Annotated in this window: 37 protein-coding genes and 1 pseudogene; 16 read left to right on the forward strand and 22 right to left on the reverse strand. The window is 62.7% G+C overall.

The genetic code is table 11. The annotated features are described in order from the left end of the window. Window positions 1–44: 44 nt before the first annotated feature. The 3 genes from IVB36_RS14695 to IVB36_RS14705 all read right to left on the reverse strand — a co-directional run bounded on the left by IVB36_RS14695 (window position 45) and on the right by IVB36_RS14705 (window position 2,959). A complete protein-coding gene (locus IVB36_RS14695; RefSeq protein ID WP_204511270.1) occupies window positions 45–647 on the reverse strand; it encodes a PepSY domain-containing protein in 603 nt (200 codons plus the stop codon). 247 nt (window positions 648–894) lie between these two features. Next, window positions 895–1,641, reverse strand: coding sequence for a TetR/AcrR family transcriptional regulator (locus IVB36_RS14700; protein ID WP_247392002.1), 747 nt, complete (start codon window positions 1,639–1,641; stop codon window positions 895–897). Between the two features lie 133 nt (window positions 1,642–1,774). Continuing rightward, the gene (locus IVB36_RS14705; RefSeq protein WP_247392004.1) at window positions 1,775–2,959 is read right to left on the reverse strand and encodes a patatin-like phospholipase family protein; all 1,185 of its coding nucleotides are present in this window, start codon (window positions 2,957–2,959) and stop codon (window positions 1,775–1,777) included. A gap of 227 nt (window positions 2,960–3,186) precedes the next feature. Between IVB36_RS14705 and tgt the strand changes: the two genes are divergently transcribed. Then, on the forward strand, window positions 3,187–4,335 hold the full coding sequence (tgt, locus tag IVB36_RS14710; RefSeq protein WP_247370353.1) for a tRNA guanosine(34) transglycosylase Tgt: 1,149 nt from the start codon (window positions 3,187–3,189) through the stop codon (window positions 4,333–4,335). A gap of 15 nt (window positions 4,336–4,350) precedes the next feature. Here tgt and IVB36_RS14715 read toward each other — a convergent pair whose 3' ends face one another. Continuing rightward, a complete protein-coding gene (locus IVB36_RS14715) occupies window positions 4,351–4,569 on the reverse strand; it encodes a hypothetical protein (protein ID WP_026233474.1) in 219 nt (72 codons plus the stop codon). 199 nt (window positions 4,570–4,768) lie between these two features. On the opposite strand from IVB36_RS14715, the gene cysK reads away from it, so the two are divergent. Both cysK and IVB36_RS14725 read left to right on the forward strand, forming a co-directional pair. Next, the gene (gene cysK / locus IVB36_RS14720; protein WP_247392005.1) at window positions 4,769–5,746 is read left to right on the forward strand and encodes a cysteine synthase A; all 978 of its coding nucleotides are present in this window, start codon (window positions 4,769–4,771) and stop codon (window positions 5,744–5,746) included. Between the two features lie 3 nt (window positions 5,747–5,749). Beyond that, on the forward strand, window positions 5,750–5,992 hold the full coding sequence (locus tag IVB36_RS14725; protein ID WP_007610629.1) for a BrnA antitoxin family protein: 243 nt from the start codon (window positions 5,750–5,752) through the stop codon (window positions 5,990–5,992). A 76-nt stretch (window positions 5,993–6,068) separates the two neighbouring features. On the opposite strand, the gene IVB36_RS14730 is transcribed toward IVB36_RS14725, so the two are convergent. Together IVB36_RS14730 and IVB36_RS14735 are read right to left on the reverse strand one after the other, a co-directional pair. Then, on the reverse strand, window positions 6,069–7,499 hold the full coding sequence (locus IVB36_RS14730) for a caspase family protein (protein WP_018457974.1): 1,431 nt from the start codon (window positions 7,497–7,499) through the stop codon (window positions 6,069–6,071). Between the two features lie 203 nt (window positions 7,500–7,702). Further along, window positions 7,703–8,578, reverse strand: coding sequence for a DMT family transporter (locus tag IVB36_RS14735; RefSeq protein WP_247392022.1), 876 nt, complete (start codon window positions 8,576–8,578; stop codon window positions 7,703–7,705). Between the two features lie 151 nt (window positions 8,579–8,729). On the opposite strand from IVB36_RS14735, the gene IVB36_RS14740 reads away from it, so the two are divergent. Beyond that, window positions 8,730–9,128 carry a RidA family protein gene (locus IVB36_RS14740; RefSeq protein WP_247392007.1) on the forward strand — a complete coding sequence of 133 codons (399 nt, stop codon included), beginning with the start codon at window positions 8,730–8,732 and terminating at the stop codon, window positions 9,126–9,128. A 52-nt stretch (window positions 9,129–9,180) separates the two neighbouring features. On the opposite strand, the gene IVB36_RS14745 is transcribed toward IVB36_RS14740, so the two are convergent. From IVB36_RS14745 to IVB36_RS14755, 3 genes are all read right to left on the reverse strand, one after another. Further along, on the reverse strand, window positions 9,181–9,726 hold the full coding sequence (locus IVB36_RS14745) for a hypothetical protein (RefSeq protein ID WP_026233473.1): 546 nt from the start codon (window positions 9,724–9,726) through the stop codon (window positions 9,181–9,183). Beyond that, window positions 9,671–10,015: a hypothetical protein gene (locus IVB36_RS14750; RefSeq protein ID WP_018457970.1), complete on the reverse strand. Its 345-nt coding sequence runs from the start codon at window positions 10,013–10,015 to the stop codon at window positions 9,671–9,673. The genes IVB36_RS14745 and IVB36_RS14750 overlap by 56 nt, the downstream gene beginning before the upstream one ends. Window positions 10,016–10,215: 200 nt before the next feature. Then, on the reverse strand, window positions 10,216–10,803 hold the full coding sequence (locus IVB36_RS14755; protein WP_018457969.1) for a formyltransferase family protein: 588 nt from the start codon (window positions 10,801–10,803) through the stop codon (window positions 10,216–10,218). 186 nt (window positions 10,804–10,989) lie between these two features. Here IVB36_RS14755 and IVB36_RS14760 point away from each other — a divergent pair, with 186 nt between their 5' ends. Together IVB36_RS14760 and IVB36_RS14765 are read left to right on the forward strand one after the other, a co-directional pair. Continuing rightward, window positions 10,990–11,277, forward strand: coding sequence for a hypothetical protein (locus IVB36_RS14760; RefSeq protein WP_204511264.1), 288 nt, complete (start codon window positions 10,990–10,992; stop codon window positions 11,275–11,277). Between the two features lie 337 nt (window positions 11,278–11,614). Then, window positions 11,615–11,851, forward strand: a complete 237-nt coding sequence (locus tag IVB36_RS14765) for a hypothetical protein (protein ID WP_026233472.1) — start codon at window positions 11,615–11,617, stop codon at window positions 11,849–11,851. A 3-nt stretch (window positions 11,852–11,854) separates the two neighbouring features. Here IVB36_RS14765 and IVB36_RS14770 read toward each other — a convergent pair whose 3' ends face one another. The 4 genes from IVB36_RS14770 to IVB36_RS14785 form a co-directional block, all read right to left on the reverse strand. Continuing rightward, a complete protein-coding gene (locus IVB36_RS14770; RefSeq protein WP_026233471.1) occupies window positions 11,855–12,157 on the reverse strand; it encodes a hypothetical protein in 303 nt (100 codons plus the stop codon). Window positions 12,158–12,248: 91 nt separating this feature from the next. Next, window positions 12,249–14,297, reverse strand: a complete 2,049-nt coding sequence (locus tag IVB36_RS14775) for an acetoacetate--CoA ligase (protein ID WP_247392008.1) — start codon at window positions 14,295–14,297, stop codon at window positions 12,249–12,251. A 118-nt stretch (window positions 14,298–14,415) separates the two neighbouring features. After that, a complete protein-coding gene (locus tag IVB36_RS14780; RefSeq protein ID WP_018457964.1) occupies window positions 14,416–14,643 on the reverse strand; it encodes a hypothetical protein in 228 nt (75 codons plus the stop codon). Window positions 14,644–14,798: 155 nt separating this feature from the next. Then, a complete protein-coding gene (locus IVB36_RS14785; RefSeq protein ID WP_018457963.1) occupies window positions 14,799–15,020 on the reverse strand; it encodes a hypothetical protein in 222 nt (73 codons plus the stop codon). A 140-nt stretch (window positions 15,021–15,160) separates the two neighbouring features. On the opposite strand from IVB36_RS14785, the gene IVB36_RS14790 reads away from it, so the two are divergent. Both IVB36_RS14790 and IVB36_RS14795 read left to right on the forward strand, forming a co-directional pair. After that, on the forward strand, window positions 15,161–16,270 hold the full coding sequence (locus IVB36_RS14790) for an AI-2E family transporter (RefSeq protein WP_026233470.1): 1,110 nt from the start codon (window positions 15,161–15,163) through the stop codon (window positions 16,268–16,270). 145 nt (window positions 16,271–16,415) lie between these two features. After that, the gene (locus IVB36_RS14795; protein ID WP_026233469.1) at window positions 16,416–16,802 is read left to right on the forward strand and encodes an NUDIX hydrolase; all 387 of its coding nucleotides are present in this window, start codon (window positions 16,416–16,418) and stop codon (window positions 16,800–16,802) included. Window position 16,803: 1 nt separating this feature from the next. Here IVB36_RS14795 and IVB36_RS14800 read toward each other — a convergent pair whose 3' ends face one another. The 4 genes from IVB36_RS14800 to IVB36_RS14815 form a co-directional block, all read right to left on the reverse strand. Next, window positions 16,804–17,097 carry a hypothetical protein gene (locus IVB36_RS14800; RefSeq protein WP_018457960.1) on the reverse strand — a complete coding sequence of 98 codons (294 nt, stop codon included), beginning with the start codon at window positions 17,095–17,097 and terminating at the stop codon, window positions 16,804–16,806. 104 nt (window positions 17,098–17,201) lie between these two features. Then, on the reverse strand, window positions 17,202–17,441 hold the full coding sequence (locus IVB36_RS14805; protein ID WP_026233468.1) for a hypothetical protein: 240 nt from the start codon (window positions 17,439–17,441) through the stop codon (window positions 17,202–17,204). A 121-nt stretch (window positions 17,442–17,562) separates the two neighbouring features. Further along, window positions 17,563–17,805, reverse strand: coding sequence for a hypothetical protein (locus IVB36_RS14810; protein ID WP_007590794.1), 243 nt, complete (start codon window positions 17,803–17,805; stop codon window positions 17,563–17,565). A 321-nt stretch (window positions 17,806–18,126) separates the two neighbouring features. Then, window positions 18,127–18,297, reverse strand: coding sequence for a hypothetical protein (locus IVB36_RS14815; RefSeq protein WP_018457957.1), 171 nt, complete (start codon window positions 18,295–18,297; stop codon window positions 18,127–18,129). Window positions 18,298–18,786: 489 nt separating this feature from the next. Between IVB36_RS14815 and IVB36_RS14820 the strand changes: the two genes are divergently transcribed. Next, a complete protein-coding gene (locus IVB36_RS14820; protein ID WP_085384044.1) occupies window positions 18,787–19,449 on the forward strand; it encodes a hypothetical protein in 663 nt (220 codons plus the stop codon). A 178-nt stretch (window positions 19,450–19,627) separates the two neighbouring features. Here the strand turns inward: IVB36_RS14820 and IVB36_RS14825 are convergent, their stop codons facing one another. Beyond that, window positions 19,628–19,987 (reverse strand): hypothetical protein, encoded by a 360-nt coding sequence (locus tag IVB36_RS14825; RefSeq protein ID WP_143273397.1) that lies wholly within the window; start codon window positions 19,985–19,987, stop codon window positions 19,628–19,630. Window positions 19,988–20,148: 161 nt separating this feature from the next. On the opposite strand from IVB36_RS14825, the gene IVB36_RS14830 reads away from it, so the two are divergent. Continuing rightward, the gene (locus IVB36_RS14830; RefSeq protein ID WP_026233466.1) at window positions 20,149–20,355 is read left to right on the forward strand and encodes a hypothetical protein; all 207 of its coding nucleotides are present in this window, start codon (window positions 20,149–20,151) and stop codon (window positions 20,353–20,355) included. An 83-nt stretch (window positions 20,356–20,438) separates the two neighbouring features. Here IVB36_RS14830 and IVB36_RS14835 read toward each other — a convergent pair whose 3' ends face one another. The 4 genes from IVB36_RS14835 to IVB36_RS14850 all read right to left on the reverse strand — a co-directional run bounded on the left by IVB36_RS14835 (window position 20,439) and on the right by IVB36_RS14850 (window position 21,781). Next, on the reverse strand, window positions 20,439–20,621 hold the full coding sequence (locus IVB36_RS14835; protein ID WP_018457954.1) for a hypothetical protein: 183 nt from the start codon (window positions 20,619–20,621) through the stop codon (window positions 20,439–20,441). A 68-nt stretch (window positions 20,622–20,689) separates the two neighbouring features. Continuing rightward, entirely contained in the window at window positions 20,690–20,881 is a 192-nt protein-coding gene (locus IVB36_RS14840) for a hypothetical protein (protein WP_018457953.1), read from the reverse strand. Window positions 20,882–20,928: 47 nt separating this feature from the next. Further along, the gene (locus tag IVB36_RS14845; RefSeq protein ID WP_085384048.1) at window positions 20,929–21,312 is read right to left on the reverse strand and encodes a hypothetical protein; all 384 of its coding nucleotides are present in this window, start codon (window positions 21,310–21,312) and stop codon (window positions 20,929–20,931) included. A gap of 100 nt (window positions 21,313–21,412) precedes the next feature. Beyond that, on the reverse strand, window positions 21,413–21,781 hold the full coding sequence (locus IVB36_RS14850; protein WP_247370379.1) for a hypothetical protein: 369 nt from the start codon (window positions 21,779–21,781) through the stop codon (window positions 21,413–21,415). 883 nt (window positions 21,782–22,664) lie between these two features. Here IVB36_RS14850 and IVB36_RS14855 point away from each other — a divergent pair. From IVB36_RS14855 to IVB36_RS14880, 6 genes and pseudogenes are all read left to right on the forward strand, one after another. Next, entirely contained in the window at window positions 22,665–23,933 is a 1,269-nt protein-coding gene (locus IVB36_RS14855) for a site-specific integrase (RefSeq protein WP_247392010.1), read from the forward strand. Between the two features lies 1 nt (window position 23,934). Next, a complete protein-coding gene (locus IVB36_RS14860; RefSeq protein ID WP_247392011.1) occupies window positions 23,935–24,426 on the forward strand; it encodes a hypothetical protein in 492 nt (163 codons plus the stop codon). 72 nt (window positions 24,427–24,498) lie between these two features. After that, complete coding sequence (locus IVB36_RS14865; protein WP_247392013.1) at window positions 24,499–24,702, forward strand: DNA-binding protein; 204 nt, start codon at window positions 24,499–24,501, stop codon at window positions 24,700–24,702. A gap of 3 nt (window positions 24,703–24,705) precedes the next feature. Further along, entirely contained in the window at window positions 24,706–24,891 is a 186-nt protein-coding gene (locus IVB36_RS14870; RefSeq protein ID WP_247392019.1) for a hypothetical protein, read from the forward strand. After that, on the forward strand, window positions 24,888–25,775 hold the full coding sequence (locus IVB36_RS14875) for a toprim domain-containing protein (protein ID WP_247392020.1): 888 nt from the start codon (window positions 24,888–24,890) through the stop codon (window positions 25,773–25,775). The genes IVB36_RS14870 and IVB36_RS14875 overlap by 4 nt, the downstream gene beginning before the upstream one ends. Next, window positions 25,772–26,704: pseudogene (locus tag IVB36_RS14880) on the forward strand (phage/plasmid primase, P4 family); the annotation flags it as partial. The gene IVB36_RS14875 and the pseudogene IVB36_RS14880, both read left to right, overlap by 4 nt. Window positions 26,705–26,805: the final 101 nt, after the last annotated feature.

Raw genomic sequence — 26,805 nt, forward strand, 5'->3', positions numbered from 1 at the left:
GTCCTGCCCCCGTCAATGGCTTTTCGGCGGGATTGGGGCTGCCGCTATTTGGTCCGGGCGCCCGGCGGTTCGAGGATGACCTCCTTGAGGTTGTCGCCACTGATGACGACGATCGCGAAATTCAGCCGGCCGCGTTCGCGCACCAGTCCGCCGCTGATGGCTTTGCCGGAGGCCGCGCGCTCGGCGACGTGGACGGCATCCGCAAGTCGGTGCTTGATGGCACCGAGCGCTGCGAGATTGCTGCGATCGTCGAGGTCGAGCTCGGCGAGAGGGAGGGCGGCTTCCCCGCCGACGAGCTCGCCGGTCGCGGCATTGATGGTGTGGCGCCAGATCCGGTCGTTGTGCAGGGTCTTCACCCGGTAGACCGGCACGCCTGAGGCTCCGTCGAAACTCACATCCGCCGTGGTGGCACCGACGTGGCGGGCTTCCGCAATCGCCATGGCCTGGTTGATCGAGATCGACGAGCTGCGGAAGCGCTCGATCTCGCGGCTGACCGCTTGGCGGTCGACCTCGGCGTCACCATCTGTGTCGCTGTGAAGGGTGGTCGGCGTGCCCGTGCTCACGATCGCCCGCGCCGGCGCTGCGAGGAGGAGTGCGGACAGGGCGATCGCGAGCAGTCCCGAGATCCGTCGTTTGGCCGTCGTCATGCTCGAACCCTCGGCCAGCGAGTATGCCGGATGATCGTCAAGAATTTGCGGCCGACCTTGGGCATCGGTCGGCCGCTGAGCGTCGCGACGGGCTGTACCGCCGCGACGATCGAAGCGGTGCGGACCTCTTGGGGCTGGTGAAAAAGCGATCCGCAGCGCCCTATAATTAAACAATACCGTATCGTTTTGTTTCGGTCAACGGCGCGGCCACGAGATCTCCTGGAAAGATCGTAAGCTCACGGAATTGTCAGCGCGATGGGCGCCGCCGCTGCGTGCCCTTGGCGGCACTCTGGCTGCCGTCCGCTGATCCCAGCGCGCCTGCCAGGAACAGCTTGATCGCAGCGCGCATGCGCTTTTCCGCGGCCTTCATCTCCGGCGGCGTTCCAAACGTCGCCAGACGATGGTTATGACCGACGACGACGTCGAGAAACACTTCCGCCGCGATGGTGGTGTCGTGGACGTCGAGCGCGCCTTGCGCCACCAGATGGTCGAAGAAGCGTGCCGTGGTGGCGACGGCCTTGAGCCAGCCTTCCTCCTTGCCGAGCTTGGCGATGTCGGGAAAGTTGATGGCCTGCGACGTCATCATGCGGCTGAAGGCGACGGCATCGGGTCCGCAGGTGAATGTCAGCATCTCGCGCCCGATCTCGACCAGCCGTTGCTCGACCGAGATATCCGAGGCGCTGCCGAGCTGCGTCTCGGCTGCCGCGGACAGCGGTGCCAGCCATCGCGCGATCTCGCGTCTCAGCACGGCTGCAAACAGGCCGCGCTTGTCGCCGTAACGGGCATAGACGGTGGGCTTGCTCACTCGCGCGGCTTCCGCGACCGCATCGAGCGAGGTCGCGTCAAAGCCGCGATCCAGGAATAGGCGGGTGGCGACCTCGATCAGCCGCTGATCGCGCTCGATCGCGGCGCTTTTCGTCGGCCGGCCGCCGCGCGATTTCGGCACCTCGCGCCGCGGCGCCGCCGGTCTTGTCCTGGTCGCAGTCAATCCCATGCCCAATGATTCCTGCGCGGTCGTGACATCGATCATTGCTCTATAACGCGCGGCAACGAGTGCGTCATGGCTAATCTGGCCGAATGACCGCATCGTCAACCGTCTCGGCACGGCCCCGTTCCTCACCGAGCGCTCACGGAAGCGTCGAAGTCCAGGCCTCGCCCGAAGCCGCCTTCTCGTATCCGTACTGATACAGCGCTCGCATATAAGCGGTGTCGAACCCTTCCGAGGGGGCGGCCGGATAATCGCGCGCGATATAGGAGAGATGGAAGCCCAGGCGGTTGCGCTTCGCAAAATTATAGGTCGAGAAGATGATCGACCGGGTCTGCGACTGGGTGATCGACGACAGGCTGCGGGAGGCAACGTCGATGGTGCTGTTGGAGACGAGCTCGAAATTGCGTTCGATCTTCTTGTTGACGAGGATGTAGATGTCCAGCTTCGCGGGGCCGGGCAGGCGACTGCCCTGGAAAAGCAGGGCTTCCGGCAGTGTCAGCACCGGGGCCGTCACGCCGCCGTCGACATGCATCTCCTGAAATCTGCGGCCCTCGCCTTCGGCGTCGATCATGATCGGCGGAAACACCAGCGGGATGCTGGCGGAGGCCGCCATCACGTCGCGAAACAGCTTGAGCGCCTCGGACGTGCCGACCGCGGCGATCTTGCCCATGTCCCAGATCGCGGTGCGCTGGGTGTCGAGATCGGTCGTCACCACCAGCAGCCTTCGGCCCTTGGCGTTTTCACGAGCGACTTGCGCCATGATTTCGGGGCCGACATAGCGGGCGACGAGCTCGCGCAGCCGCGTGTTGCCGAACAGGCCGGACCCGAACAGCACGCGCATGATGCTGGGATCACTCAAGAGGCTCTCCGCGACACCGCTGGTGTAGACCTCCTTCAACGTGTCGTCATATCGCGAGCCGAGAAACGCAAAGGGCGCAATCAGGCCGCCGGTGCTCACGCCCGAGACCACCGAGAAGGTGGGACGGGTTTTGGCCGCGGTCCAGCCGTTGAGCACACCGACGCCGTAGGCGCCATCTGCGCCGCCGCCTGACAGCGCCAGGTAGGACTTCGTCGCGGTGCTGGTGTCCTTCTCGAAATTGAATTTCGTGATGGGTTCGTCGGCGTAGCGCCGCAGGCCATCAATATCGAGCACGCGCGATGTGCTGGCTTCGGTGGCCGTATAGGGCGTGCGGGGCAGGGAGGTGCAGGCGCCGAGCGCCAAGCTGCACGTCAGGACCAGCAATCCGAACAGGCGGGCGCCGGTCCACCTCGTCCAGCCATGCGAACGGCCGGCTGGGTCAGTCGAACTTGAAGGGAGGGGCATTGCGGTGGCTGGCGATCACGCATCTACCGCCGCCGGCAACATCGCCGCGGCATCTCGTCCAACCCAAGGTAAAACTACACTGTATCGTTTTGTTTAACGAGCGTCGCAGGCGCACAATTCCGTGTCCCCCAATATTTGCACCCATTGTCCCAGTCTGATGCATAAGCCGGCCGAGGCATCGCCCGAGCGGGTTGATCGGCCTGCTCCGACACGCAATAAGCACCGTCATGAATCGTCCTGACACCGGTCTGCCCAATCATTTCGAACTGCTCGCCACCGATGGCGCCGCGCGCACCGGGCGCCTGACCACGCCGCACGGCGTGGTGCGCACGCCCGCCTTCATGCCGGTCGGTACCGCCGGCGCGATGAAGGGCATGCACTGGCGCGAGGTGCGTGAGGCCGGTGCCGACATCGTGCTCGGCAACACCTATCATCTGATGCTGCGTCCCGGCGCCCAGCGGATCGCGGCGCTTGGCGGCTTGCAGACATTCACCGGCTGGAACGGGCCGATGCTGACGGATTCCGGCGGCTTCCAGGTGATGTCGCTGGCGGATCTGCGCAAGGTCAGCGAGCAGGCCGTGACCTTCCGTTCGCATATCGACGGCGCCAAGGTCGAGCTGTCGCCGGAGCGCTCGATCGAGGTGCAGCGTTTGCTCGGCTCCGATATCGCTATGCAGATGGACGAATGCGTGCGACTGCCCGCCGAGCGCGCCGACATCGACCGCGCGATGAAATTGTCGCTGCGCTGGGCCGAGCGAAGCAAGCGCGCCTTCGAGAGCGCGCCCGACGGCTACATGCTGTTCGGCATCGTGCAGGGCGGCGACATACCCCAGCTTCGCCATGCCAGCGCGCAAGGCCTCATCGAGATCGGTTTCCATGGTTATGCCATTGGCGGCCTCGCCGTCGGTGAGCCGCAGGCGGTGATGCTGGCGATCATCGACGAGACAGCGCCGCTGCTGCCGAGAGAGCGGCCGCGCTACCTGATGGGCGTCGGCACACCCGACGACATCCTCGAGGCGGTCAAGCGCGGCATCGACATGTTCGACTGCGTGATGCCGACGCGCAATGGCCGGCATGGCGTTGCCTTCACACGCTTCGGCCAGGTGAATTTGCGCAACGCGCGCCACGCCGACGATCCCCGTCCGCTCGACGAAGAGAGCTCCTGGCCGTCGGCGCGCAGCTACGCGCGCGCCTATTTGCACCATCTCGTCAAGGCGGGCGAGACGCTGGGTGCGATGCTGCTGTCCGAGATCAATATCGCTTATTACCAGTTCCTGATGCAGGGCATCAGGGACGCGATCGCACAGGGAACGTTCGAGGAGTTCTATCGGCGTACGCGCGAAGACTGGGGGAGGGGCGACATCGCCCCGCGCTAGGTCAAGTGCAAAACGTCAGTTGCAGACGAGGCGCTGCTTGACGGAGTGCTTGGTCACGAAGCCGTAGCCGCAATTGTCGCAGGTCCAGAGATAGCTGATCACGTGTTCCGACAAATACGCAGAACCTTCGGCGGCGATCATGGAGTCGGCGCAGACGGGACAGGCCGGCAACTCACTGCAACGCGGAGCGCGGTTCGGTGCGACGGTCGACAACACTTCAGCGACTGCTGACATCGTGGTGACCTCCCAGCTTGAGACCTAAGTCTAACATAAGCAGAATCAGTTGACGAGGTCGCAACACAAATGCGTTGGTTTTCTGATAATTATTGCTCACGCGATTTTGCGATGCAGCGTATTTAACATGTAACGCAATCTCGCTTGCGTGTCGCCGCAGGCTGTCTAGAAGCACAATCGTCGCCACAGGGAGTTCATCATGGACGCATCGTCCACCACGGGTGCAGCGCACCAACCCGGCCGCGGCCGGATCTATGACTCGATCGTCGATGCTTTTGGCGACACGCCGATCGTGCGCTTGCGCCGGCTGCCGGGCATGCATGGCGTGAACGCGACCATTTTGGCAAAGCTTGAATATTTCAATCCCGCCGCAAGCGTGAAGGATCGCATCGGCGCGGCCATGATCATCGCCATGGAGAAGGCCGGAATCGTCAAGCCCGACACCGTGCTGATCGAACCGACCTCCGGCAATACCGGCATCGCGCTGGCCTTCGTCGCGGCGTCGCGCGGCTATAGGCTCAAGCTGGTCATGCCGGAGTCGATGTCGATCGAACGCCGCAAGATGCTGTCCTTTCTCGGCGCGGAGCTGGTGCTGACACCGGCCGCGCAAGGCATGAAGGGCGCGATCGCGACGGCCGAAGAGCTGTTGAAGACGACGCCGAATTCGGTGATGCCGCAGCAGTTCAAGAATCTCGCCAATCCCGAGGTGCACCGCCGCACCACCGCGGAGGAGATCTGGAATGACACCGCCGGCAACATCGACTTCTTCGTCGCCGGCGTCGGCACCGGGGGCACCATCACCGGCGTCGGCCAGGTGCTGAAGCCGCGCAAGCCCTCGCTGCGCGTGGTTGCGGTCGAGCCGGAGGAGAGCCCGGTGCTGTCGGGTGGCCAGCACACGCCGCACAAGATCCAGGGCATCGGTGCGGGCTTCGTCCCTGACATTCTCGATCGCTCGGTGATCGACGAGATCGTCAAGGTCAACTCGACGACGGCGATCGAGACCTCGCGGGCACTGGCGCGGCATGAGGGCATTCCGGGCGGCATCTCCTCGGGCGCCGCGATTGCCGCGGCCGTCGAGATCGGCAAGCGACCCGAAGCTGCGGGAAAGACCATCCTGGCTATAGTGCCGTCCTTCTCCGAGCGGTATCTTTCGACGGCTCTGTTTGAGGGAATCTAGGACATGGCGGATCAACCACCGAGGCGGCCGCGGACGTTGGGCGACGCCAGGACGGAGGCCGAGGCGGCGTTCAAGAAGGTGACGGCGAAGGTCGCTGCGGCGCCGCCAAAGCAGAACGTGGCGCCGGGGGTCAAGGAGCAGGTCACGCTGCGGATCGACCAGGACGTGCTGGAGCATTTCCAGTCCGGCGGGCCCGGCTGGCAGGACCGCATCAACGAGGCGCTGCGAAAGGCCGCGGGGAAGTAGACGCCAAAGCTTTGGTTTATTCGTAACGAAAAAGCCCGGCGCGAGCCGGGCTTTTGTATCTGCGATTGGCCTCGCCTCAGCGGCGGAACATGCCGCCCATCATGCCGCCGACGACACCGCCGACGAAGGCTGCGCCGGCAGGATCGCCGCCGCTGCTGCGATGGGGAGCAGGTGCGGGCGCGCTGCTGGCCGCGGGGGCGGCGGCCCGGCGGGCTGCCTTCTGGCTGTTGTCGCTCGCGGTCGGCGGGCCGGCCACGACTTCCGAAAGCAGAGCCTTGTGCTGGAGCTTGTTCAGGTAGCCAGACGCGGGATAGCCGCGCGCCGCCTGCCAGCGCTTGAGCACCGACCGGGTCTCGTCGCCGAAGACGCCTGTCTGTTTGTTGTCGAAGCCGAGCCCGCCCAGGCGACGCTGAACGTCGCGGCGCTGGTTCTTGTCGAGGCCGATTTGGTCCTCGGTAAGCTGGGTGGCCTCTTCGGTGAAGGTCGCGGGATCGACGCCAGCGGTGAGGGTGCGCGTCGCGGTCGAGGGGCCGCTCTTGATGGCCGCGAGGCGTGCCAGCGCAAGCGCCTTGAACTGACCGTTCGGGTAGGCGGAGAGGTAAGCGTTGAGCTCTTCCGACTTATTGCTCTCCTTGACCGAACGCCAGTATTCGAGCTCGACACCGTCCGAGCTGCCGCCCGTCGCCATTGGCACGCTGCCAGCAGCCGTCGGTGCCGCATTGGCGACCTGCGTCGTCGGAGCCTGGTTGAGATAGACCGCGCCGGTCAAATTGGTGTGGCCCCAGGGCAGCTGCCCCTTGTGGGTCTCCTCGTTGACCTGGGCGCGGACCGACGTCATCGCCTGCTGGATCTCGACACCAGGCTTGGTGATGTTGTCGATGAGCGCACGGGTGAACGGGCTGTTGTTGCCCTCTTGGCCGTCGAGCGCGGTCTGGCCCGGGCCGGTGGCGAACGCGATCAGCGTGCCTTCGCCGGATTTCATCTCGGCAAGACCGCTCTGCACGTTGACGCTGCGGGTCGCGGAGTTCGATTTGATCTTGGCGGCAAACGGATTGTCGCGGCAGGCGTCAAGGAACACCAGCTTGACCTTGGCGTCGCCCATGGTCTGCTCGAGCGTCAGATCGATGTTGATGGCGGCACCGAGCTTGACGTCCATCTCCGACTTGATGTCGGCGTCGACAGGCAGAAGATAATTGGAGCCGCCGACCGCGATGCCGTGACCGGCATAATAGAACACTGCGACGTCGGAGCCCTGCGCCTTGCGGCCGAAGTCCAGCAGCTTCTCCGTCATCTGGTCGCGCGAGAGGTTCGAACCTTCGATCACCTCGAAGCCGACATTGCGCAGCGTTGCCGCCATCGCCTTGGCGTCGATCGGCGGGTTCGGCAATTGTGCGACGTTCTTGTAGGTGCCGTTGCCGACGACGAAAGCAACGCGGCGGTCGGCCTTCGCGGCACTGACCGACAGTGCCATGCACATCAGCGACGCGAGGAGGGTGAGAGTGCGCATCTGGAATCCCCAACAGAATCGAAATTGCAGGCAGCAACGAATTGGCACGAACTTACATGAAGTGCCCGCCTCGGCGCCACCAAAACGGCAGTTCGTCGCGTTCAACCCGCTGCTGTGTGGCAGAATGTGCACGATGGAATACCCTTCCAACGTGATCCAAATCACACGGCCACTTGGTTTTGTCGCGCGAGGCGGCGCGAGGTTCAGCGCGCGGGAGCAGGATCTGCCGGAGCTGGCTTTAGATTCAGGAGATTGCCGAACAGGATCAGCGCGGCGCCGACCACCGTCCAGGTGTCAAGCCGCTCCGAATACAGCAGCCAGCCAGCGGTCGCGGTCAATGGAACTCGCAGGAAGTCCATGGGAACGACGATGGTCGCATCCGCATAGCGCATCGCGCTGGCGAGGCAGTAGTGCGAAAACGTGCCGCAGACGCCGATCACGCCAACCCATGCCCAGACATAGGCGGAGGGCCACGTCCAGACGAACAGCGTCGGAATGAAGCCTGCGACCGATTGCACCACCAGCATCCAGAACAGGATCGACAGTGCGCTTTCGGTGCGGGTCAGCGATTTGACGAGCACCATGGACACGCCAAAGCCCATCGCGGCGCCTAGTGCGATGAGTTGACCGGGATTGATTTCGCCGGTGGCGGGTCGGACGATGACGATCACACCGAAAAGGCCAAGCGCGATGGCGGCGATCTTCCACGGCGTCATGCGCTCGGAGAGGAGGCTCGCTGCGAGCAGCGCCGTCCAGATTGGCATGGTGAACTCGATAGCCACCACTTGGCCGATCGGGATCAGCGTGAGCGCGAAGAACCAGCCGAGCTGCGCAACATAGTGCACCAAATTGCGCCCGATGTGCTGCGGCAGGCGCGACGTCCTGAGCACTTTGAAGCCGCCGGCCCGATAGATGATCGGCGAAAGCAAAAGGAATCCTAGCAGCGAACGCACTTCCATGATCTGAAATACATTCAGCTCGCGCGTGGTCTCGCGTCCGGCGACCGCCATGACCAGCATCAGCGACAGCCAGCCAGCCATCCACAGGGCAGCCATCGTTTTGGACGGTGTCGTGTTCATCGGCGCGGGTGTGAGAGGCGAGGGTCTTGAGGGAAGGCCGGTATCGGCGACATCCTCGCCGTTTGCAACGGTCAAATCTGCCGGTGCAGCGATGCAGGGCGCCGTGCTAAGGCATCAGTGAACAACGAGAACAATCGGGAGATCTTCGCTCATGCACATCTTGCAGCCGGCCGAGTGGAAAAAACCGCGCGGCTTTTCCCATGGTGTCGTGGTCGAGGGGCCGGGCCGCTGGGTGGTGCTGGCCGGGCAGACCGGCGGCGACGAGACCGGCAATTACGCGCCTGACATGGCAGCGCAGGTCGGGACCGCGCTGAAGCGGATCATCAAGCTCCTGGGCGAGGCCGGCGCCGGCCCCGAGCATATCGTCCGCCTGACCTGGTACCTGACCAGCCGCAGCGAATATGAGGCAGCCGGGGCCGGCATCGGCGCGGCCTGGAAGGAAACGCTGGGGCGCAATTTCCCGCCCTCGACCTTGCTCTACATCGGCGGCCTCGTGGATGACCGGGCCAAGGTCGAGATCGAGGTCACGGCGTTCGTGCCGGGCACATAAAAAATCGACCCGGCGAGATCGCCGGGTCGATTGTCAATCTACTCGTATCGGCTTAGCGCGACAGCGAGATGTTGGCGCCGCGGAACTGGCTGTCGGCGCGCATCGTGACGTTCTGCTTGTTACCGGACGTCTTCAGCGAGATGTTGGCGTTGAAGCCGGCAGTGGAGGCGAGCAGCTCATAGTTTCCGCCGGCGCCGCGACCCGAAAGGGAGCCGCTGATATTGCGGCTGGCCTCGGACCAGCTGCCCGCGATGGCGCTGCCTTCAGCCTTGACGTTGGCGCCGAGGTTGAACTTGTAGGCGTCGCTGGCGCAGGTCAGAGACAACTCCATGGTCGGTCCGATCGGAGCGTATTTCGCCCGGCAGCGGATCCGTTCGGTCGAGCCGTCATCCAGGGTGACCGTGCCAGAGCCGCTCCAGCTGCCGGCCAGCGGGGCGAACGGGCCGGACTGGGCCTTGCTCTCGGAGTTTGCAATTCCGGCGGCAAACATAACGGCGGCCGCGATCAGCAGCCGCCGGCCCACACCGCTCGTCACGATTTTTCTATTGGCGCGATGCTTCCCACCGCCCGCTGCACGGTATGCCTGCAGATGCTCCATTCCACTTCCCCGATCCGGCGTTGCCGCTGAGTTGACCGTTGGCATATGCACCATTGATCGAAACTTTCACAAGTCCCCCGCTGCCGATGGTGCCGGAAACGTTAGCGCCGGGCGCGGTGATCTTGCCGTCGGCAACCGTCAGCAAGGAGCTCGCGGTCGGCTCGCAGGTGCCGCTCTTGGTGACGATGGTGACGTGCCAGTTGCCGTCATAGGGGGTCTGGGCAAAGGCGGGCGCGGCGAGGGTGGTAACTGAGGCGGCACAGAACGCCGCAATGCGAGCAAAACGCATAAAATCCGTCCTTGAATTTGTCTGATATGCTGACCCTTATTCGGGCCAAATGTGACGGAAATTTGGTGCAGTGCCAAATCGAAAATTGTTCCTGTGGGAACAATGGTTTATTTGGGTTTCAAGCTGGGATTCTTGAAGCAAAATCAATGCCCCGTCACGTTAAGAGTAAACGTCAGGAGATCGACTCAGGATAAAGGGCCTCAGGAAAGACTTGGCGCTGAAGTCGCGAACTGCTCGTCTTGAGTCTTGGACGGCAGCGCCTTGTGGACCTTGGCATAGTCGATCACGTCGGCCAGCAATTTGAGCCCGAGCGGGGCGAGCGCGCGCTCCCACAGTTCCCGCGCCGTCTCGCCCTTCTTGACGAAGCACCACTCCTGGGCCGCAATGGCGCCAGCGTCCATGCGGTCGGCGAGGTGATAGATCGTGCCGCCGGCGATCGGATCGCCTTCCTTGATGGTCCATTCCACGGCCGCCTTGCCGCGGTGACGCGGCAGCAGCGAGGGATGATAGCCGATCCCGCCCAGCTTCGCTGCCTCAAGCGCGTCCTTGCCGATCCGGGCGTGGCTGTGCGCGGTGACGATCAGATCGGTGTCGGGGGCGATCTCGGAGGCCACCACCAGTTTGGGATTGGCCTGGACCACGACGTCGATGCCCGCCGCCTTGGCTGTTGCGGCGAGACGATCCTCGGCGTCGGCCACCACGACGCGCACGATCGAGACACCATGCTCCCGGAGCATGTTCAGGGTGGTCACGCCGAAATGGCGGGAGCCGACAAGAGTAATGCGCATGGGTGTCCGATCCGTCTCGCAACTGCGTCATCTCCCGATAACACGTCCGGACGTCCTGTCACCACCCGCGCTGGGTTTGCGCCGGTTATCAACAACGCGCCGGGCGAGGCTGCGCGATGAATTCCGCGATTGCGGTGTCGGCCGGTCCGGTGCTTCCATGCGCATGGCATCGGCTCGGAGGAACGCATGCGGAGCGCGTGGTTTGTCCTTCTCGCGACCTTGGTTGCAACCACTTCGGCGCGCGCTGGCGGACCGCCCTATCCCGTGGTTCCGCCCGAGGTCGGGGTGGCGCCCTTCATCGGCCCGACCTGGGACACCTATCGCTGCGCGGAAGGGCCGGTCACCAATTTTTATCACGGCGCCTATTACGGCCAGGAGCCGCCGGCGCTCTATCGCGGCTACGCGTACCGGCCGCATTACCGCTACAGCGCCTACCGCAGGCTGCCGCGCAAATATTTCTGCGTCACAGACTAGCGTTGCCACGCCGCCACGGTGGTGCGGCGAGTGCCGACGGCCGGTTCCTGTGTTTCGTTTTTAACAGAGAGACCCAGGATTTGCCGTTAGAACGTGGACCGACCGGGGCTGGCGACATTTCAACCCGCATCCGTTTTCGAACCCGGATTTGGCCGCTGGCGTGATCGCCAGCGGCTTTTTCATGCTCGGCCATCACGAAATCATCTGACGGTAACGTGATCTCAACCAGCTTGGCGTATCGACGAATCCGTCGCGGATTTGTATTGCGTACCGCGACACCGAGATTGTCGCGCCGGCGCGGGTGCGCCGTGCGGGCTTTTTCGCCGGGACCTATTTCATGCCGAGCGCGATTGAGCAGATCGTCGACGTCTATGTCCGGCTGAAGAACCGGCGCGGCCTCGACGAGCTGATGATGCACAGGCAACGGCTTGCAGTCGATCTGAAGAGCAGGTCCGGCTACGACTTCAGCCTGCCGATCGGCCAGATCGACGAGGAGATCGCGATCATCGAAGCCGGCCTCAGCCGGCTCAAGTCGGGCGATATCGCCGCGACGGACGACGGACGGCCAGTTTGACGTTCAGTCGCGCCGGCCACCGTCGATGACGGTGAACAACGGCCGCGCCTGGGTCGGCTCGACCAGCAATTCCTCCACCAGCGCGGCCGCCGCATCGACATATTTGCGCGTCGGCTTGTCGAGGGGACGCGTGGCCTCGTCGTCGAGCGCGACCTTGGCGGCCTCGACCAGCTTGCGCATTCGCGCCGCGTGGTCATCGCCCGCCGTCAGCGTCGCGCGGGCCAGCGAGCGCAGCACGAACAGCTCGCCCTCGAGGCGGAGCAGACGGTCGTTCAGCCTGGAGAGGACGGCGTTGAGGTCGGCCATGGCGCGCGTTCGTTGCGGAAGATGCATCCTGCTCTAGCGGCGATCGGTGAACGGAGTCCAAACGGCATCGGCGCAATTGCGGCGATCTCCCTCAAGTCTCGCTCCGCGCCAGATAGTCGCGTGCGAAGGCGAGATACCAGTCGAGGCAGGCGGGATTGGCCATCGCCTCCCGGTTGATGACCTTCTCGACGGGCTGGCCGAGCAGCAGCTTCTTGATCGGCAGCTCCTGCTTCTTGCCCGAGAGCGTGCGGGGAATTTCGGCGACCGCAAAAATCTCGTTGGGCAGGAATCGGCGCGAGAGGCCGGCCTCGATCGCCTTGTTGATCTTCGCCTGCATCGCGCCGTCGAAGGCGACGCCTTCGCGCAGCACCACGAACAGGGGCATGTAGCTGTCACGGCCGAGATATTCGAGATCGACGACGAGGGAATCCAGCACCTCCGGCAAGGCCTCGATCGCGGAATAGAGTTCGCTCGTGCCCATGCGCAGGCCATGCCGGTTGATGGTGGCATCGCTGCGGCCATAGATGATGCAGGAGCCGTCCGGGTCGACCTTGAGCCAGTCGCCATGCCGCCACACCGGCCCACGGCCGGTGCCGTCGAAATTGTCCGGATAGGTCTCGAAATAGCTCGCGCGATAGCGCGCACCGCCCTTGTCGTTCCAGAAATAGAGCGGCATCGACGGCATCGGCTCGGTGCAGACGAGCTCGCCGACCTCGCCGATGACGGCGCGGCCCTGTTCGTCAAAGGCTTCCACGGCAGCACCCAGCAGACGGCACTGCATCGCGCCCGGCGTCTGCGGCAGTTCGCGATTGCCGCCAATGAACGCGCCGGCGAAATCGGTGCCGCCGGAGATGTTGGCCCACCAGATATCGGCCTGCGCCTTGCTGCCGTTGGTCTTCGACAGGCCAGCGAAGCGGTTGTTGAACCAGGCTTGGGTGTCGGCGCTCAGCGGAGAGCCGGTCGAGCCGAGACATCGAAGCTGTGAGAGATCACCGGCGGCGACGAGGTCGACCTCGGCCTTGGCGCAGTTGGCGAAGAACGCGGCGCCCGCGCCGAAGAAGGTCGCTTTCGACTGCGCGACGAAGCGCCACAGCGTGGTCCAGTCTGGCTTGTCCCTGGCGCCGCCGGGGCTGCCGTCGAAGATGCAGCAGGTGGTGCCGCTGAGCAGGCCGCCGACCTGGCTGTTCCACATGATCCAGCCCGTCGAAGAGTACCAGTGATAGCGCTCGCCGAACGAGTTCTCGTGGTAGGAGCAGCCAAGATCGTTGTGCAGGCCGAGCAGCGCCAGCACCACGATGATGATACCGCCATGGCCGTGCACGATTGGCTTCGGCAGGCCGGTGGTACCGCTGGAATAGACGATCCAGAGCGGATGATCGAACGGCAGCCAGGCCGGCTCGAACGCGTCGATCTCCGCGCCGGTTGTTGCGATAATTTCGGAGAGCAGGGCGTCGGCCGCTGCGGGCGCGGCGGCCTCGCTGTGCAGGATGACGTGCTCGACCGTCGGCAGCGACCGCCGCAGCTCGGCGAGGACGTCTTTGCGATCGTGCTGGCGGCCGGCATAGGTGACGGCGTCGCAGGCAATCAGTACTTTCGGTTCGATCTGCTTGAAGCGGTCGATCACGGCGGGCGCGGCCATGTCGGGCGCGCACAGGCTCCAGATCGCGCCGATGCTGGCGCTCGCCAGGAATGCGATGATGGTCTCGGGGATGTTGGGCAGATAGGCGGCGACGCGGTCGCCGGGCTTGATGCCTTTTTCTTTCAGATGCAGCGCGAGCGCAGCCGCCTTGCGCCGCAGCTCCGGCCAGCTCGTCTCGCAAAGCCTGCCGTCCTCGCCACAGCTGACGATTGCGGGCAGGCCGGCGGCGTCAGCCGCGTCCACGTGGCGGAACACCTGCCGGGCATAGTTGACCTGCGCGCCGGGAAACCAGACCGCGCCGGGCATCTTGCGCTCGGTGATCACGGCGGCAAACGGCGTCGGCGATTGCAGATCGTAATAGTCCCAGATGGCGTGCCAGAACCCGTCGAGATCGCGCACCGACCATTGCCGCATCTCCTCGTAGCTGTCGAAGTTGAGGCCGCGCTTCTCGGCGAGCCAGGTGCGGTAAAGGGCGATCTGGGGAACGAAGGGTGAGGTCATTGCGTGTCGGCTTCAGTTGCGGGGCGGAGAGTTTAACCGTTGCCGCAGAGTAGCAGAAGCCGCAGTTCGGGCAGGGGGCGTTGACGGGAGTAGCTGGTCTGGGTCCGGTGGAAGCAGTCTACCCGCCGGCTCCGGCCCAACGCCTTCCGAACACGGGTGGCTTGGTTTTCACCGCTTCCCAGCCGAAGAAATGATGTTTGCCGGACCATGTGTGCACCACGCCGCTGCAGATGCTGCACTTGAAGGTGCCGGAATGCGCTTCGGCGTGCTCCTCCCTTGTCGCCGTGTAGTTCATGCTGCAACCCGCGCAGGTGAATTCTTCGATCGTCCAGATGGTATTGGCCATTGCACCGAAGTGGTTTGAGGGACCTCGATGGAAGCGTAGGTGCACGCCTTTGCATCGACGTAAACCGGTCGGCCGAAATCCGGTTAATCACCGTTAGCCAAGCCGGCATCACGTCGCGCACCTTGCCGGCGCTCGCCCACGGCGCCGCCGCAAGATCAATCGCCGGTCCGGATGCTTCGCATGTCCCGGTCGATGCACATCTGCACGCGCCTGATGGCGAGCAACGGCAGCCTGCCTTGCACGCGCCCGGTGCGGGCCCTGTCGCCGACGGCATAGGCGTAGCGCCAATAGCCCGGTGCGCCGTTTGGCTTCAGCGAAAAGCGGATGCCGCGGTGAATTCCCGCGTGTGCGACGGGCTCTCTGGGGCGGCGTGCCATCGTCTCGGAATGCAGAATGGCCCGATGCGTTCCTAATCGCCGGCTCGTGCCGGCCCGGCGTCTTGACGCCGGGTGCGCGGCTGGCAATAACGCGGGGCCGCGCAAGTGCCGGAACCCGCGTCAATGCCGCAAGGAAAGCCGTGCCCGTGAAAAGTCTGCGTCAGCTCCTGACGGGCGAGGACATCATCCAGCTCGTGATCCGCGTCGGCCTGCTCGGCCTGCTGATCATCTGGACCTTGCTGATCATCCGCCCCTTCGTGCCGATCCTTGCCTGGAGCGGCGTGCTCGCGGTCGCGTTCTACCCGGCCTTCAGCTGGGTCGCCAAGATCCTCGGCGGCCGGCCCAAGACCGCAGCGGCGATCCTGACCCTGATCACGCTCGGCATCGTCATCGGTCCTGCGACCTGGCTCGGTATCAGCGCAGTGGACGGAGTGCGCGAGCTGGCGCACCAGCTCGGCACCGGCGACCTCGCGCTTCAATCGGCGCCGGAGCAGCTCAAGTCGTGGCCGGTCGTTGGCCCCTGGTTATTCGACCTCTGGGAGCAGGCCTACAACAACATCCGCGCAGTGCTCCGCGAGGTGGCGCCGTATCTCCAGCCGCTGGCGGGACCGCTCTTGTCGCTCGCGGGCGATGCCGGCGTCGGCACGCTCCAGTTCCTGGTCTCGGTGTTCGTGGCCGGCTTCCTGTTTCCGCACGGGCCGCGGCTGGTTGCGGCCGGCCGCGGTTTCCTGTTTCGCATCGTGCCCGAACAGAGCGAGCATTTCCTGGGGCTCGCGGGCGCGACCATCCGCGCCGTGGCGCAAGGCGTGATCGGCGTCGCGATCGTGCAGGCATTGCTCGCCGGCATCGGCTTCAAGCTTGCCGCGGTGCCGAGCGCCGGCCTGCTCGCCTTCATTGTGCTGCTGCTCTCGATCGTGCAGATCGGCGCCTTCCTGGTGCTGCTGCCGGTGATCATCTGGATCTGGACCGCCAAGGACGTCACCACCGCGCTGCTGCTCACCGTGTTTCTCGTCCTCGTCGGTTTCCTCGACACCATGTTGAAGCCGCTGGTGATGGGGCGCGGCCTGACCACGCCGACCATCGTCATCTTCGTCGGCGTGATCGGTGGCACGCTCGCCCACGGCATCGTCGGCCTGTTCATCGGCCCGATCATCCTGTCGGTGGCCTGGGAGATGATGATGGCCTGGATCAGGACGGAGGACCGGGCAGAGGCGGGGGCAAGGGCGGGCACAGCGGCGGGCGAGGGCTGATCTGGCGCCTCGAACGGCGGGATCGGCCTGCCGGGTTTAATCAGATCTGACGGCCTTGGCCCGGGTGATCAAGATCCATCCGGAACTTGTCTATCCGACTAGACAAGTTACCATGGGCTCGATTCTATTTTCGATTACGGCGGACATGGCGAAGTCTTCCAAACTGGTTGCCGCCAAGCGCGGCAAGGTATTGTTGGTCAGACGCCGGTCGGACGGCCTGTGGATGTTTCCGGGCGGCCGCAAGCGCGCGCGCGAGTCCGACAAGGACTGCCTGCGGCGGGAGATCAAGGAAGAGCTGCCCAAGCTGAAGCTCGGCCGGATCAGCCTCTGGAAGGAAGTGACGGCCAGGAACAAGCGTTCCGGCCGCAAGATGAGCGACGCGATCTTCATCGCCAAGGGCGCCAAGGGCAGGCTCGCGATCGGCGACAAGCACGAGATCGACCGCGCCGTCTGGCAGAAGCCGCGCGGCATCCGCCTAACGCCGACCTCGCGCTATATCCGCGACCGCCTGTTTCCGCGGAAGCGCGGGTGAGCTAGGCCTCCTCGTCGTCCTCCGACGAGAGCTGTATCCGTCCGGTGTGGGCCCGCGAAAAATTGGCGCGCGGTTGCGGCGCGGACATTCTGGCCATTTCGGCTTCGCGCTGCTCCTTGCGAGCCTTGCGCGCGCGCTTCATGGCCTGCTTGACCTGAGGGTTCGGTGAATCCTCCGCGAAGAACAGCACCACCTCGCAGCTCGGACATTGCCTGGAATAGCCGTCCTGCAACCGTCCCGCGCGGTCGCGGAATACGGTCTTGCAGCGCGTGCACTGAATCTGGACGAAACTCATGCGCGGTCGATCGACAATGACTGATGAAAATGGATCGTCAGGTGATCCCAAATGTCTGAAGAAAGCTTGAACGCGTCGGCGACACCAAGCCGCTCGATCAGGCGCTATTGCTTGGCCGCCATCGTGTCCAGGCAATGGTTGAGATAGACGGTGCGATCCCTGGGCAGCACCTTCTCGAGATCCGCCTTCAGCGCGCATTCGCGCTGCCGCATCTGCTCGGCCCGCCGCTTCTCGGCCGCCTCGCGATATTCGGGAGCAACCTTGTTGGGATCGACGAGAGCCTGCGAGCGGGCGGGAGCCGTCACGGCGAGTGCAATGGCGGTGATGATCATGAACTGTTTCAAATGAGCCTCCGTAAAAGGCTCATCCTAGCGCTCGGGCGGCGAGGGCTCAAACGGCAAGTTCGCCGAGACGCCCGGCAGCCCAGTTGATTCAACTACCTGAAGTTGGGACTCGTGACGTCCGTCACTTCGGGACGTGGTCGATCTTGTGGCCGAGATGCCCGGTGTCGTGATCGCGCCGCAACTGGCTCAGCGATGTCTCGTTCAACTGATGCAAGACCTCGCTGAGTTCAGTCGTATCCGGATAACCGGCAGCAAAACCCTTGCCGTAGATCTTGCGCAACGTACCGACCAGCGTGTTGCCGTGCTTCTTGCTGATCGCGCCATCCTTGTCGCGGTGGCGATGATCCAGGCCCGTGTCCTTCATGGCTTTCTCCCTGAGCGGCGTCTGCGCGCCTGGAGAGAGCGTGCTCCCAAACGAGTTGATTGGCAACGGCACGGCGCGCGGCAGTTGAGCCTCGTCAAGATGTGGAAAGATCGAAGGCCGTGTGAAGCAGTTCACAAGCGATGGTCGAGATCGCTGCTACGAAGGCCTCATTGCTTGACCGATTGATATTTTGAAAACGCCCCAGCGCTCCACCAGGCGCTGGGGTTTTCACGTCGATCACCGCCACGGCCAGAGCGCGCGGCGCGCGATCGGTCGGGTGCTTTTCGAATGATGCCGAAGGCTGGTGCCGAAGGCGGGCGACTACGCGGCTTGCTCCTCGAACGAGGTGTAGACCTGGCCACCTGGACCGATCACCTGAACGCCCCAGCACCCGTCGGCGATGAGCTCCTTGGCCTTCTTGAGGGCGGCGGCGAGTGACAGCCGCTTGAGGCTGACGATTCCTGCCGTGTCGAAACCGCTGATTTCAAACATGCCGCTCCTCCCGGTTTTGTCGAATCCTACACTTTTTGAGCGGGTTGTCTCGCGGCTTTTGGGACAGGGGCCCGGCGCACGAGCAGGCGATGGCCAAAATCGCGAAAACAACCCCATGCACAGTAGCTAAGTCCCGCTGGCGCAACGCTTTCTTTTTGGCACATGGCGGTCCTGCATCCGGCGGAGACGCCGGGTTGACGCGTCGGGCAAAACAGGGGTCGTCTGCCAACTTCGGAAAATCCGCTTCGGACCAGGGCGGCTTCCCGGGATCGGGAGGAGCTCGCGCACCGGCCTGCCTGTCATGACCCTCGCACGACCCCGTAGTCGGCCGGGGGTGGCGGGGTCTGCAGCAGGCCGCGGCCGCTAACGTGGAATTAAGCTGAAAAGCCCACAATTTTAGACAGTTGTAGATGGGTGCTGCGTAAGGGAGCTGTCGCGAGGACGTTCCGGCGACGGCTTCCTGTTGCTCGCTCATTTGGGGTCAATGCCATGACCGCGACTTTCGAAACGCAAGGCCTTGTCGAACAGCTCGACCCTGCAGCACTGGCTGCGGCCATCGCCGCCGGCGAACCCGCAAGTTTGGACGCTCCGGAACCGATCAAGCGATCCAGCCGGACGTCCGTCATGGCGCTGTCGGTGTGTGCCCTGGCCATCAACGGCGCCGCGGCGATCTACACATGGCCGTCCGGCCTGCCATCGCTGAATCTGAGCAGCCTGGCTGATCTGCTCCCGCGCCAAGAGGCTTCAGCGCCAAAGCCGGATCCGGTTGTCGCGGCCTTGAAGGATATTCAGTCGACCCAGCAGCAACACACGGCTTCGCTGCAGGAGAGCAATCAGGCCTTGCAACAAAACGCGGCTGTGCTGCAGGCGGATTCGATGGTGCTGCTTTCGCTGCGGCAGAGCATCACGGACGAACGGGTGGATGTGAAGAAGGTATCTTCGCAGCTGTCCACGCTGATTGCGAAGATCGACTCGCTGCAAAATGCCATGATGTCGGACGTCACGTCCTCGGTTCGAAGAGCGCATGCGCGCTATGGACTGTCCGCAGCGATGCGCAAGCGGATGGTTCGGCAGTCGAAATCTGCAGGTCCCGTTTCAGTTGGAGGAGCGCCGTTGAGCGTGCCTGCCACAGTTTCGGGCCCGGAGAGCTGAAGATAGGGTCAGGCAGGTGATCTGAGACTTTGTCCGCGCTCACTTGGCGGGCTCACGTGAGCGCGGCTTTTTACCCGACTTGGAACTACGGAATGCTGGTGACAGTGCTCTCCGGCACTGTCACCGCGAATCCTAAGAAGCGATGATCAGGGGCCCGCCGGTTTGCCCTGAGGGTCTTTCAATAGTAGCGGCGCCTCGGACGGCGCTCGTAATAATCATCGCCGTAATAGCCTTGCCGGCCCTGTTGAAACTGCGGCGGAACCGTTCCGGTCGGGTAACACTGGCCGTCGCGGGTATCGATATCGGCACCGTTTCCGCAAGGAACGGGATAATGGCCATAGCCTCTACCGCCACCATAGTACTGCCGTGCGGCCTGTTCTTGCGGCGGCAAGTAGCCGTTGGGGTAGCACATGCCGTCGCGGGCGCTGACGTCCCAGCCGTGGCCGCACGGCGGTGGGTGCACAGGGACACGGTATTGAACCTGATGAACCTCACCGAGCTGTAGAGCCAGCAAGGTTGCGACAACTGCACCGATCATCGGACTTCTCCCAATCGCACTATGCCTACGCCTGAGCGGCTGAATGATCGCTGAACGGGTTCACGCCGGCGATCTTAACCTCACTTTAGGAAATCGTTGTTCGGCGGCGTGCCGTTGGGTATAAAGGGAGCCGCCGTTAGCGTCAGTTGCGTCCGTGAGTCATGATTACCTATAAGCAGTACCATATCCAGCAAGTCGAGCACGGCCCCAAGCGCTGGGTTGCTCGCATCACGCGGACAGACGGCCAAAACATCCGCACGATAATGCCGGCGACTGAGCGTCCCTACCTCGATACGAAGCCGACAGCGTCCGCCGAGGAAGCCGAGGCGCTCGCCAAGGAAGGCATCGACTTCGGCGGCGTGGTGTAGGCGGTCATCGCGGTCGACTGCCATTCGTTCGCGAACTCGCCGGTGGCTTCATCCGCCTCCGCAGCCGGCTTTTCACCCGAAAACTATTGTGGCTCGGTTGGCTTGTCTCGCTCATGGCTCTCGGCTTCGGCGGCCGCGCACGCATCCATGCCATGGCATTTGCTCAGATAGTACCGGGCGCCTGCGAAGATCGAGCAAACAATCACCACGGAAACCAGCAGGAAGATCATCCACCGTCGGTTCAACATTCCCATGACCTTCTGCACCCTCCATCCGAGCAGCCCGTTCGCCTGACCGGCCCAGCCAGGCGAGGCGAAGGGTCGATAAGCTCAAATCAGACCTTGCGCTTCGGATTCAGTCTAGCCTCACGCTCCAGCCGCTCGGACTTCAGGCGTTTGAGGTTTTCCTGAAACTCCGGAGTGGCTTGGCTGTCCGCTATTGTCTGTCTCGATCCTATCGGATTGAGGGTCCTTCGATCGGCTTCGTCCGCGACTTGTTGCGCGGCCGACCGTTTGGGTTTGATCATCTGCTTTTTGCCTTCAGGCGAGATTGACCAGGCGGGCGCCGGTCAATTCATTTTCGATTTGGCCGGTCGCGTCGAACATTCTGGAATTCCTCGGGTCCCTTGACGAGCCGCCGCTTGCGGCTGGCCTGGTCATCCGGGCTCGCTTTGTTGTCTTTGAGCTTGTCGATCGCATTACCCGCCATTTCCCGAGCCCGCTCGGACGAGGCCTTGGCGGTAGACGTAACCGCGAGGGCGGGGGCGGGTTTGCCCAAGCCAATATCAACCAGCCGACGGATGGATTCAGAGCGAGCCGGAGTGTCTTCCTGCCCCGACGCCCATGCGTCGATCTGAGCGACAGTCGCCTCCGGCCAGCGCGTGCCGATCTGGACGCCTTGACCAGTAGCGGGGCGGCCGCGATGCTTTTTGGCACGAATCTTTTTTGCTGGTTTCATTTTATTTGGTACCAAAAAATCATGCCGAAGGGAAGCGCGAACTTCCGACGGCTGTGCCTGTTTAGTGCACTGGCACCGCAATCCCCACGCAACATCACGATCACAGATTGAACTCAGGCGGCCCCCGTAGAGGAAGCGCCAGTTGTACAGCAAAAGGTCGGGAAGCATTTGCTTGGACGAAGGCCTGCAAAGCCGGCGTGATCTCGCTCCTCGTGACACGCTCGGCAAGCTCATCTGCGATCTCGCTGGTGGCATCGCGAGCCCAGCCCTCGATGGCGTTGAAGGCGACGATACGGACGGGATACGCGTACTGCCCGGAGAGTAGGTCGCGGATGATGGTCTCGATGTCGGTATCCTGCTCGTCGGTCTCGCGCCAGGAGCAGCCGGCGCGCGCGCCGAAGTCTTCCAGCACCAGGTAAATCTCCCGGTCGAGCCGATCCAGCGGCACAATCGACGGCGCATGACGCATGACGCAACTCCTACTCAAGAGGAGCAATCGTTCGACTGTCCGTTCGTTCCGCCCGGAACTCAGGCCGATAGGCAAATGAAAGAGGCGGACGTTTGAGAAGCGGCCTTACTTCTTTGGCAGAAGTCCCAAGACGAACCATTGAGCCGGAAACAGTGGAAACAGCAGCGCTCCCCAGATGAACCAAATGCGCCTAGACCGGCCTCTCTGTGCCGCGAAATTGGCGGTCACGCGCCCACACCACATCATCAGGGTGACAATGACCAAGCCAAACATGATTGAGGCAAGCATGGAGTGGCTCCTGCCGATGGTCCTTTGGTTATCATATAGGATTGGCCTGTCGCCGGGGAGAGAGCGCAAATCAAGGTTGCGCGCTTAAGGCGGGGACGACCGGCGCCGCTTTACTTTACTTGTTCTCTGGCTCCGGTGACGAGGCGGAGCCCGGCGTGCGGGACGTCGGCACCGTCTGAGAGAGCGGCAACTGAGGCGGCCTATTTGGGGCGGAATGGCTTTGGGCACACCAGTTTTCCGGAAGAGTCTCGTCGGCAAGCGCCGACATCAAAGCGCCGCTCATTTGCGGCGGCAGGACGCGTCGGCAGCGGAATTCCAGCTGCCGACACAGTGCCGACATGGAGCTTTCTGTCGAAGTTGCGTTTGGGATTACTGCTTCATTGTGTTGGTGAGCGCGCTGGGGCTCGAACCCAGGACCCCGTGATTAAAAGTCAAAATCTATATATCTCCACAGCATTCCAAATCATCACGTGGTCAGGGGATTTTCCGCTGTAATCCCTTGTTACCCGGCCAAAAGTAGAGCATTGTTACTCCTACGGGGTAACACAACGTAACACCCCGGCGCAGCTACCCCACGAGCTACCCGGAGTGCTTCATGCCCAAGCTGACAGACGCCGCTGCTCACAAGCGAAAGGCCGATCCTGACAAGCGGATAGAGATCCACGATGGCAATGGTCTGTACCTCGTCATCCAGCCCACCGGGGCAAAGAGCTGGGCCTACCGCTACCGGGCGGATGGCAAGAGCCGAAAGCTGACGCTGGGCACCTTGCTTGAGCAGGGCGCAAAGCCGGAGACCGAGGCCGAGGGTGATCTACCCGCCCTCAACGTGACGGAGGCCCGCCAGCGTGCAAGCGCAGCCGCCGTCAAGATGCAGCGCGGTATCGACCCCGGCACGGAACGGAAGCGCAAGGAAGCCAAGGTCAAGAAGACGGTCAGCCACATCCTGGACCAGTTCATCGAGCGCTACGCCAAGCCCAATCTTCGCAGCGCTGATCAGTACGAAAGCACCTTCGATCGTCTGGTGAAGCCGGATATCGGGGACTACAGCATCTATGAGGTCAGGCGCTCTCACATCGTCAACATGCTGGACGACATTGACGACGAGAGCGGCCCCGTGATGGCGGATCGGACGCTGGCCTATGTCCGCAAAGCGTTCAACTGGTACGCCTCCCGCGACGACGAGTTCAACTCGCCCATCGTTAAAGGCATGGCACGAACCAAGACTAAGGACCGGGCAGGGAAGCGGGTGCTTGCTGACGATGAAATCCGGGACGTGTGGGCCGGCCTTGAGCGGGTCGCGGAGCCGTCCTGCTATGCGCCCTATGTGAAATCGCTTCTCCTCACCGCGACGCGCCGCAACGAATCCTCGCGCTTGCATTCATCGGAAATTGACGGTGACATCTGGACTATCCCCGGTGACCGCTACAAGACCAAGCTCGATCACGTCATCCCGCTTACGGCGGCAGCGAAGGCGCTGATCGGCGAGAAGCCGGAGGGCATCAAGGCAAACAGTTGGTTCGTTTTCTCAACCACGGGCGGCGAGAAGCCGTTTAGCGGGTTCTCAAAGGCCAAGCGGGACCTTGAGGCCGCCATTGCCGAGATCAGGAAGCGGGAAGGACGGGACCCCATGCCTTCGTGGCGGCTGCACGACATCCGCCGCACCGCCCGCAGCCTGATGAGCCGCGCCAAGGTTGCGACCGATCATGCTGAGCGTGCCTTAGGCCACGTGATTGGCGGCGTGCGGGAGACCTATGACCGGTACGAATACTTGGAAGAGAAGAGGGCGGCATTCGAGGCTTTGGCGGGCTTGCTGGCTGTTATCCTGAGCCCGCAGACGAACAACGTTGTGGCGCTGCGGGGATAGAATGAATATCGCAATCGATGAGCTTCTTTTACAGCTTACCCAGGCCGCTCTCTTGTATCAGACCGACAAGCGCGAAAGCGCCCAACGGAGCCTTGCTGCTGTGATCGCCTTTCTAAGGCAGATTGAAGCCCCTGATGAGCTAAGAACCCCGTTATTGGAAGCCCTGCAGATTGTTGTTGGCAAGAACGGCGGCAAGAAGCTCCCCAAAGAAGTTCTCGACATGGTCATCGCATCCGTTGCCGTTACTGACCAGCTGCAAATGGGGGTGCCGCTAGACGCCGCGCTTTTGAAAGTATCGGAAGCCGGGGGCCAGATCGGAGCAACGAAGCTTAAGAATTTCAGAAATAACATGATGAGCAAGAACACCCCTAAAGGCGCCCTGGATTTTTATTCATTCATGGTGCGGGAAGCGCGGGCCTCCAAACTGTCCCCAGCCGAGCTCGCCAACATATCGCTGGACGCCGTCAGAACTAAAATGAAGGCGAAATCGTAAAAGCCATATTTTTTTACGACCGGCATCTGCTTAGTCGTGAAGTCCCATTAACAACCGCGTTAGGGACTTCCAATGGACCGCCCAACTAAGACCTATCTCACCGGCCCGCAGATCAAGGCCCGGTATGGCTGCAGCTACCAAACCATCTGGCGCTGGATGAACAATCCGGAGATGGGCTTTCCGCAGCCGCTCAAGATCAACAACCGCAATCGTTTTGACCTCGATGAAATCGAGGCGTTTGAGCGCCGGCAGAAAACCGCTGCGGTGGCTGCGTAACGCATGGCCGGAAAAGAAAAGGCCCGCCAGAGCTGCGGGCCGATTCCGAATTGTGTCTTGGCGGACACCGCGGAATATACAGCTCTGAAGATTCAACTGCAAGCCTCGCGCCTCATGCGGCTTTACGCCGTCAACGCGGCTATGGCTGAAGCAATCGCACCTCTGGTTTTTCTGGAGGTGATGCGATGAACCTCTCACCGCGCCAACTAGTGGCGGCTCTCGGCGGCGATGTGACCGGCCGCGACAGCTGCAACGTTCCCGGTCCCGGCCACAGCAGGACTGACAGATCGCTTTCGATTAAGCTGAATGCACGCGCACCTGGCGGCTTCGTCGTTCACTCCTTTGCGGGCGACAACGCAATCGAATGTCGCGATTACATTCGCGGCAAGCTGGGGCTCGCGGCGTGGCTACCCGGAAAGAACAACAGAACGCCGCTGGTGGTTACACACATAGGGCCCGAGCACGATCGGGAGCGCAAGAAGCTGCACGCCCTCCGCATATGGGGGCAGTCCGTCTCTCCGGTCGGCACCATTGTTGAACACTACCTGCGCGAATATCGCCGATTGGAATTGCCGACCGAGGTTGCCGGTGGGGTGATCCGTTTCCACGGCTCCCTCTATTTCGATGAATTCACGCGGCATCCGGGCATGGTGTGCCTCATGCGCAACATCGAGACAGACGAGCCCTGCGGCATCCATCGGACCTTTCTGGATCGCAACACGGGCCAAAAGATCGATCGCAAAATGTACGGCATCGCGAGGGGGGCAGCGATCAAGCTCGACCGAATGTCCGGAACCGTGTTGACGCTTGGCGAGGGTGTCGAGACAGCTCTGTCAGCACGCGCAGCTGGGCATTCGCCCATCTGGGCGCTCGGCTCGAGCGGGGCTGTGGCGACTTTCCCGATCATCAAGCCAGTTAAGGAGCTTTCACTCCTTGAGGAAAACGATCCGACGAGCCGCCGTGACGTGCGGACCTGTCTGAAGCGCTATCTCGGCGCCGGCAGGCCGGTGAACCTGATCCGCTCGCATGTCGGCAGTGACTTCAATGACGCCTGGAAGGCGATGCATCAATGAACATGATTCCAACCGAAATCGTTTCTTCTGAACGTTATCTGCCCAACGACATCGTCACCGAGGACAACGCCGCGTCGGCCTTTGTCGAGCGTCATTGCGAGTCCCTCCGGTACTGCCACTCAACCGGCGCGTGGTTTCGGTGGAACGGGGTCTTCTGGAAGAAAGATCAGACGGGTGTTGCCTTCCAATGGGCGCGGGAGCTTGCCCGGGAGCTTTCGGAGGATCTGGATGAGCGGAAACGCTTCATTACAAACAAGACATCCTTCGCTTCGGGCGTCGAACGGTTCGCCAAGTCTGATCCGCGCGTTGCGAGAACGATAGAGTATTGGGATGCCGATCCTTGGCTGCTCGGCACGCCGGGCGGTACAGTCGATCTAACGACTGGGCAGTTGCGTGAGGCGCGCCAAGACGACGGCATTACCAAGTGCACCGCGGTGGCGCCTAGTACCGCGGGTTGCCCGCGTTGGCTTCGTTTCCTAGTTGAGACGACAGGCGGTGACGGAGAGTTGATCCGATTTCTCCAGCAATGGTGCGGCTACGCCCTGACGGGAAGCACTCGTGAGCACGCCCTAGTCTTTGTTTATGGCCCTGGAGGCAACGGCAAGTCGGTCTTCCTGAACATCGTGACCGGCATCCTTCAGGAATATGGCGCTACAGCCGCCATGGACACTTTCACGGCCAGTCATTCGGACAAACATCCTACCGATCTGGCAATGCTTCGTGGCGCTCGCCTGGTTACGGCATCCGAAACAGAGGATGGGCGGTCCTGGGCTGAAAGCCGGATCAAGCAGATGACCGGAGGCGACCGGATCAGCGCCCGGTTTATGCGGCAGGACTTTTTTGAGTTTACTCCGCAGTTCAAGTTGATGATCGTCGGCAATCACAAGCCGGTGCTCCGAAACGTTGATGAAGCTGCCCGGCGCCGATTTCTGTAAGCGCGAAGCCGATACCCTTGCTTCAGAATTCGAATGAACGTGCGAAAGAAGCCTCCGGCTTGGACGGAGGTTTCGGATGGGATTGGACAGCAAAA

The sequence above is a fragment of the Bradyrhizobium sp. 35 genome (assembly GCF_023073215.1).
Lineage (GTDB): Bacteria > Pseudomonadota > Alphaproteobacteria > Rhizobiales > Xanthobacteraceae > Bradyrhizobium > Bradyrhizobium canariense_D.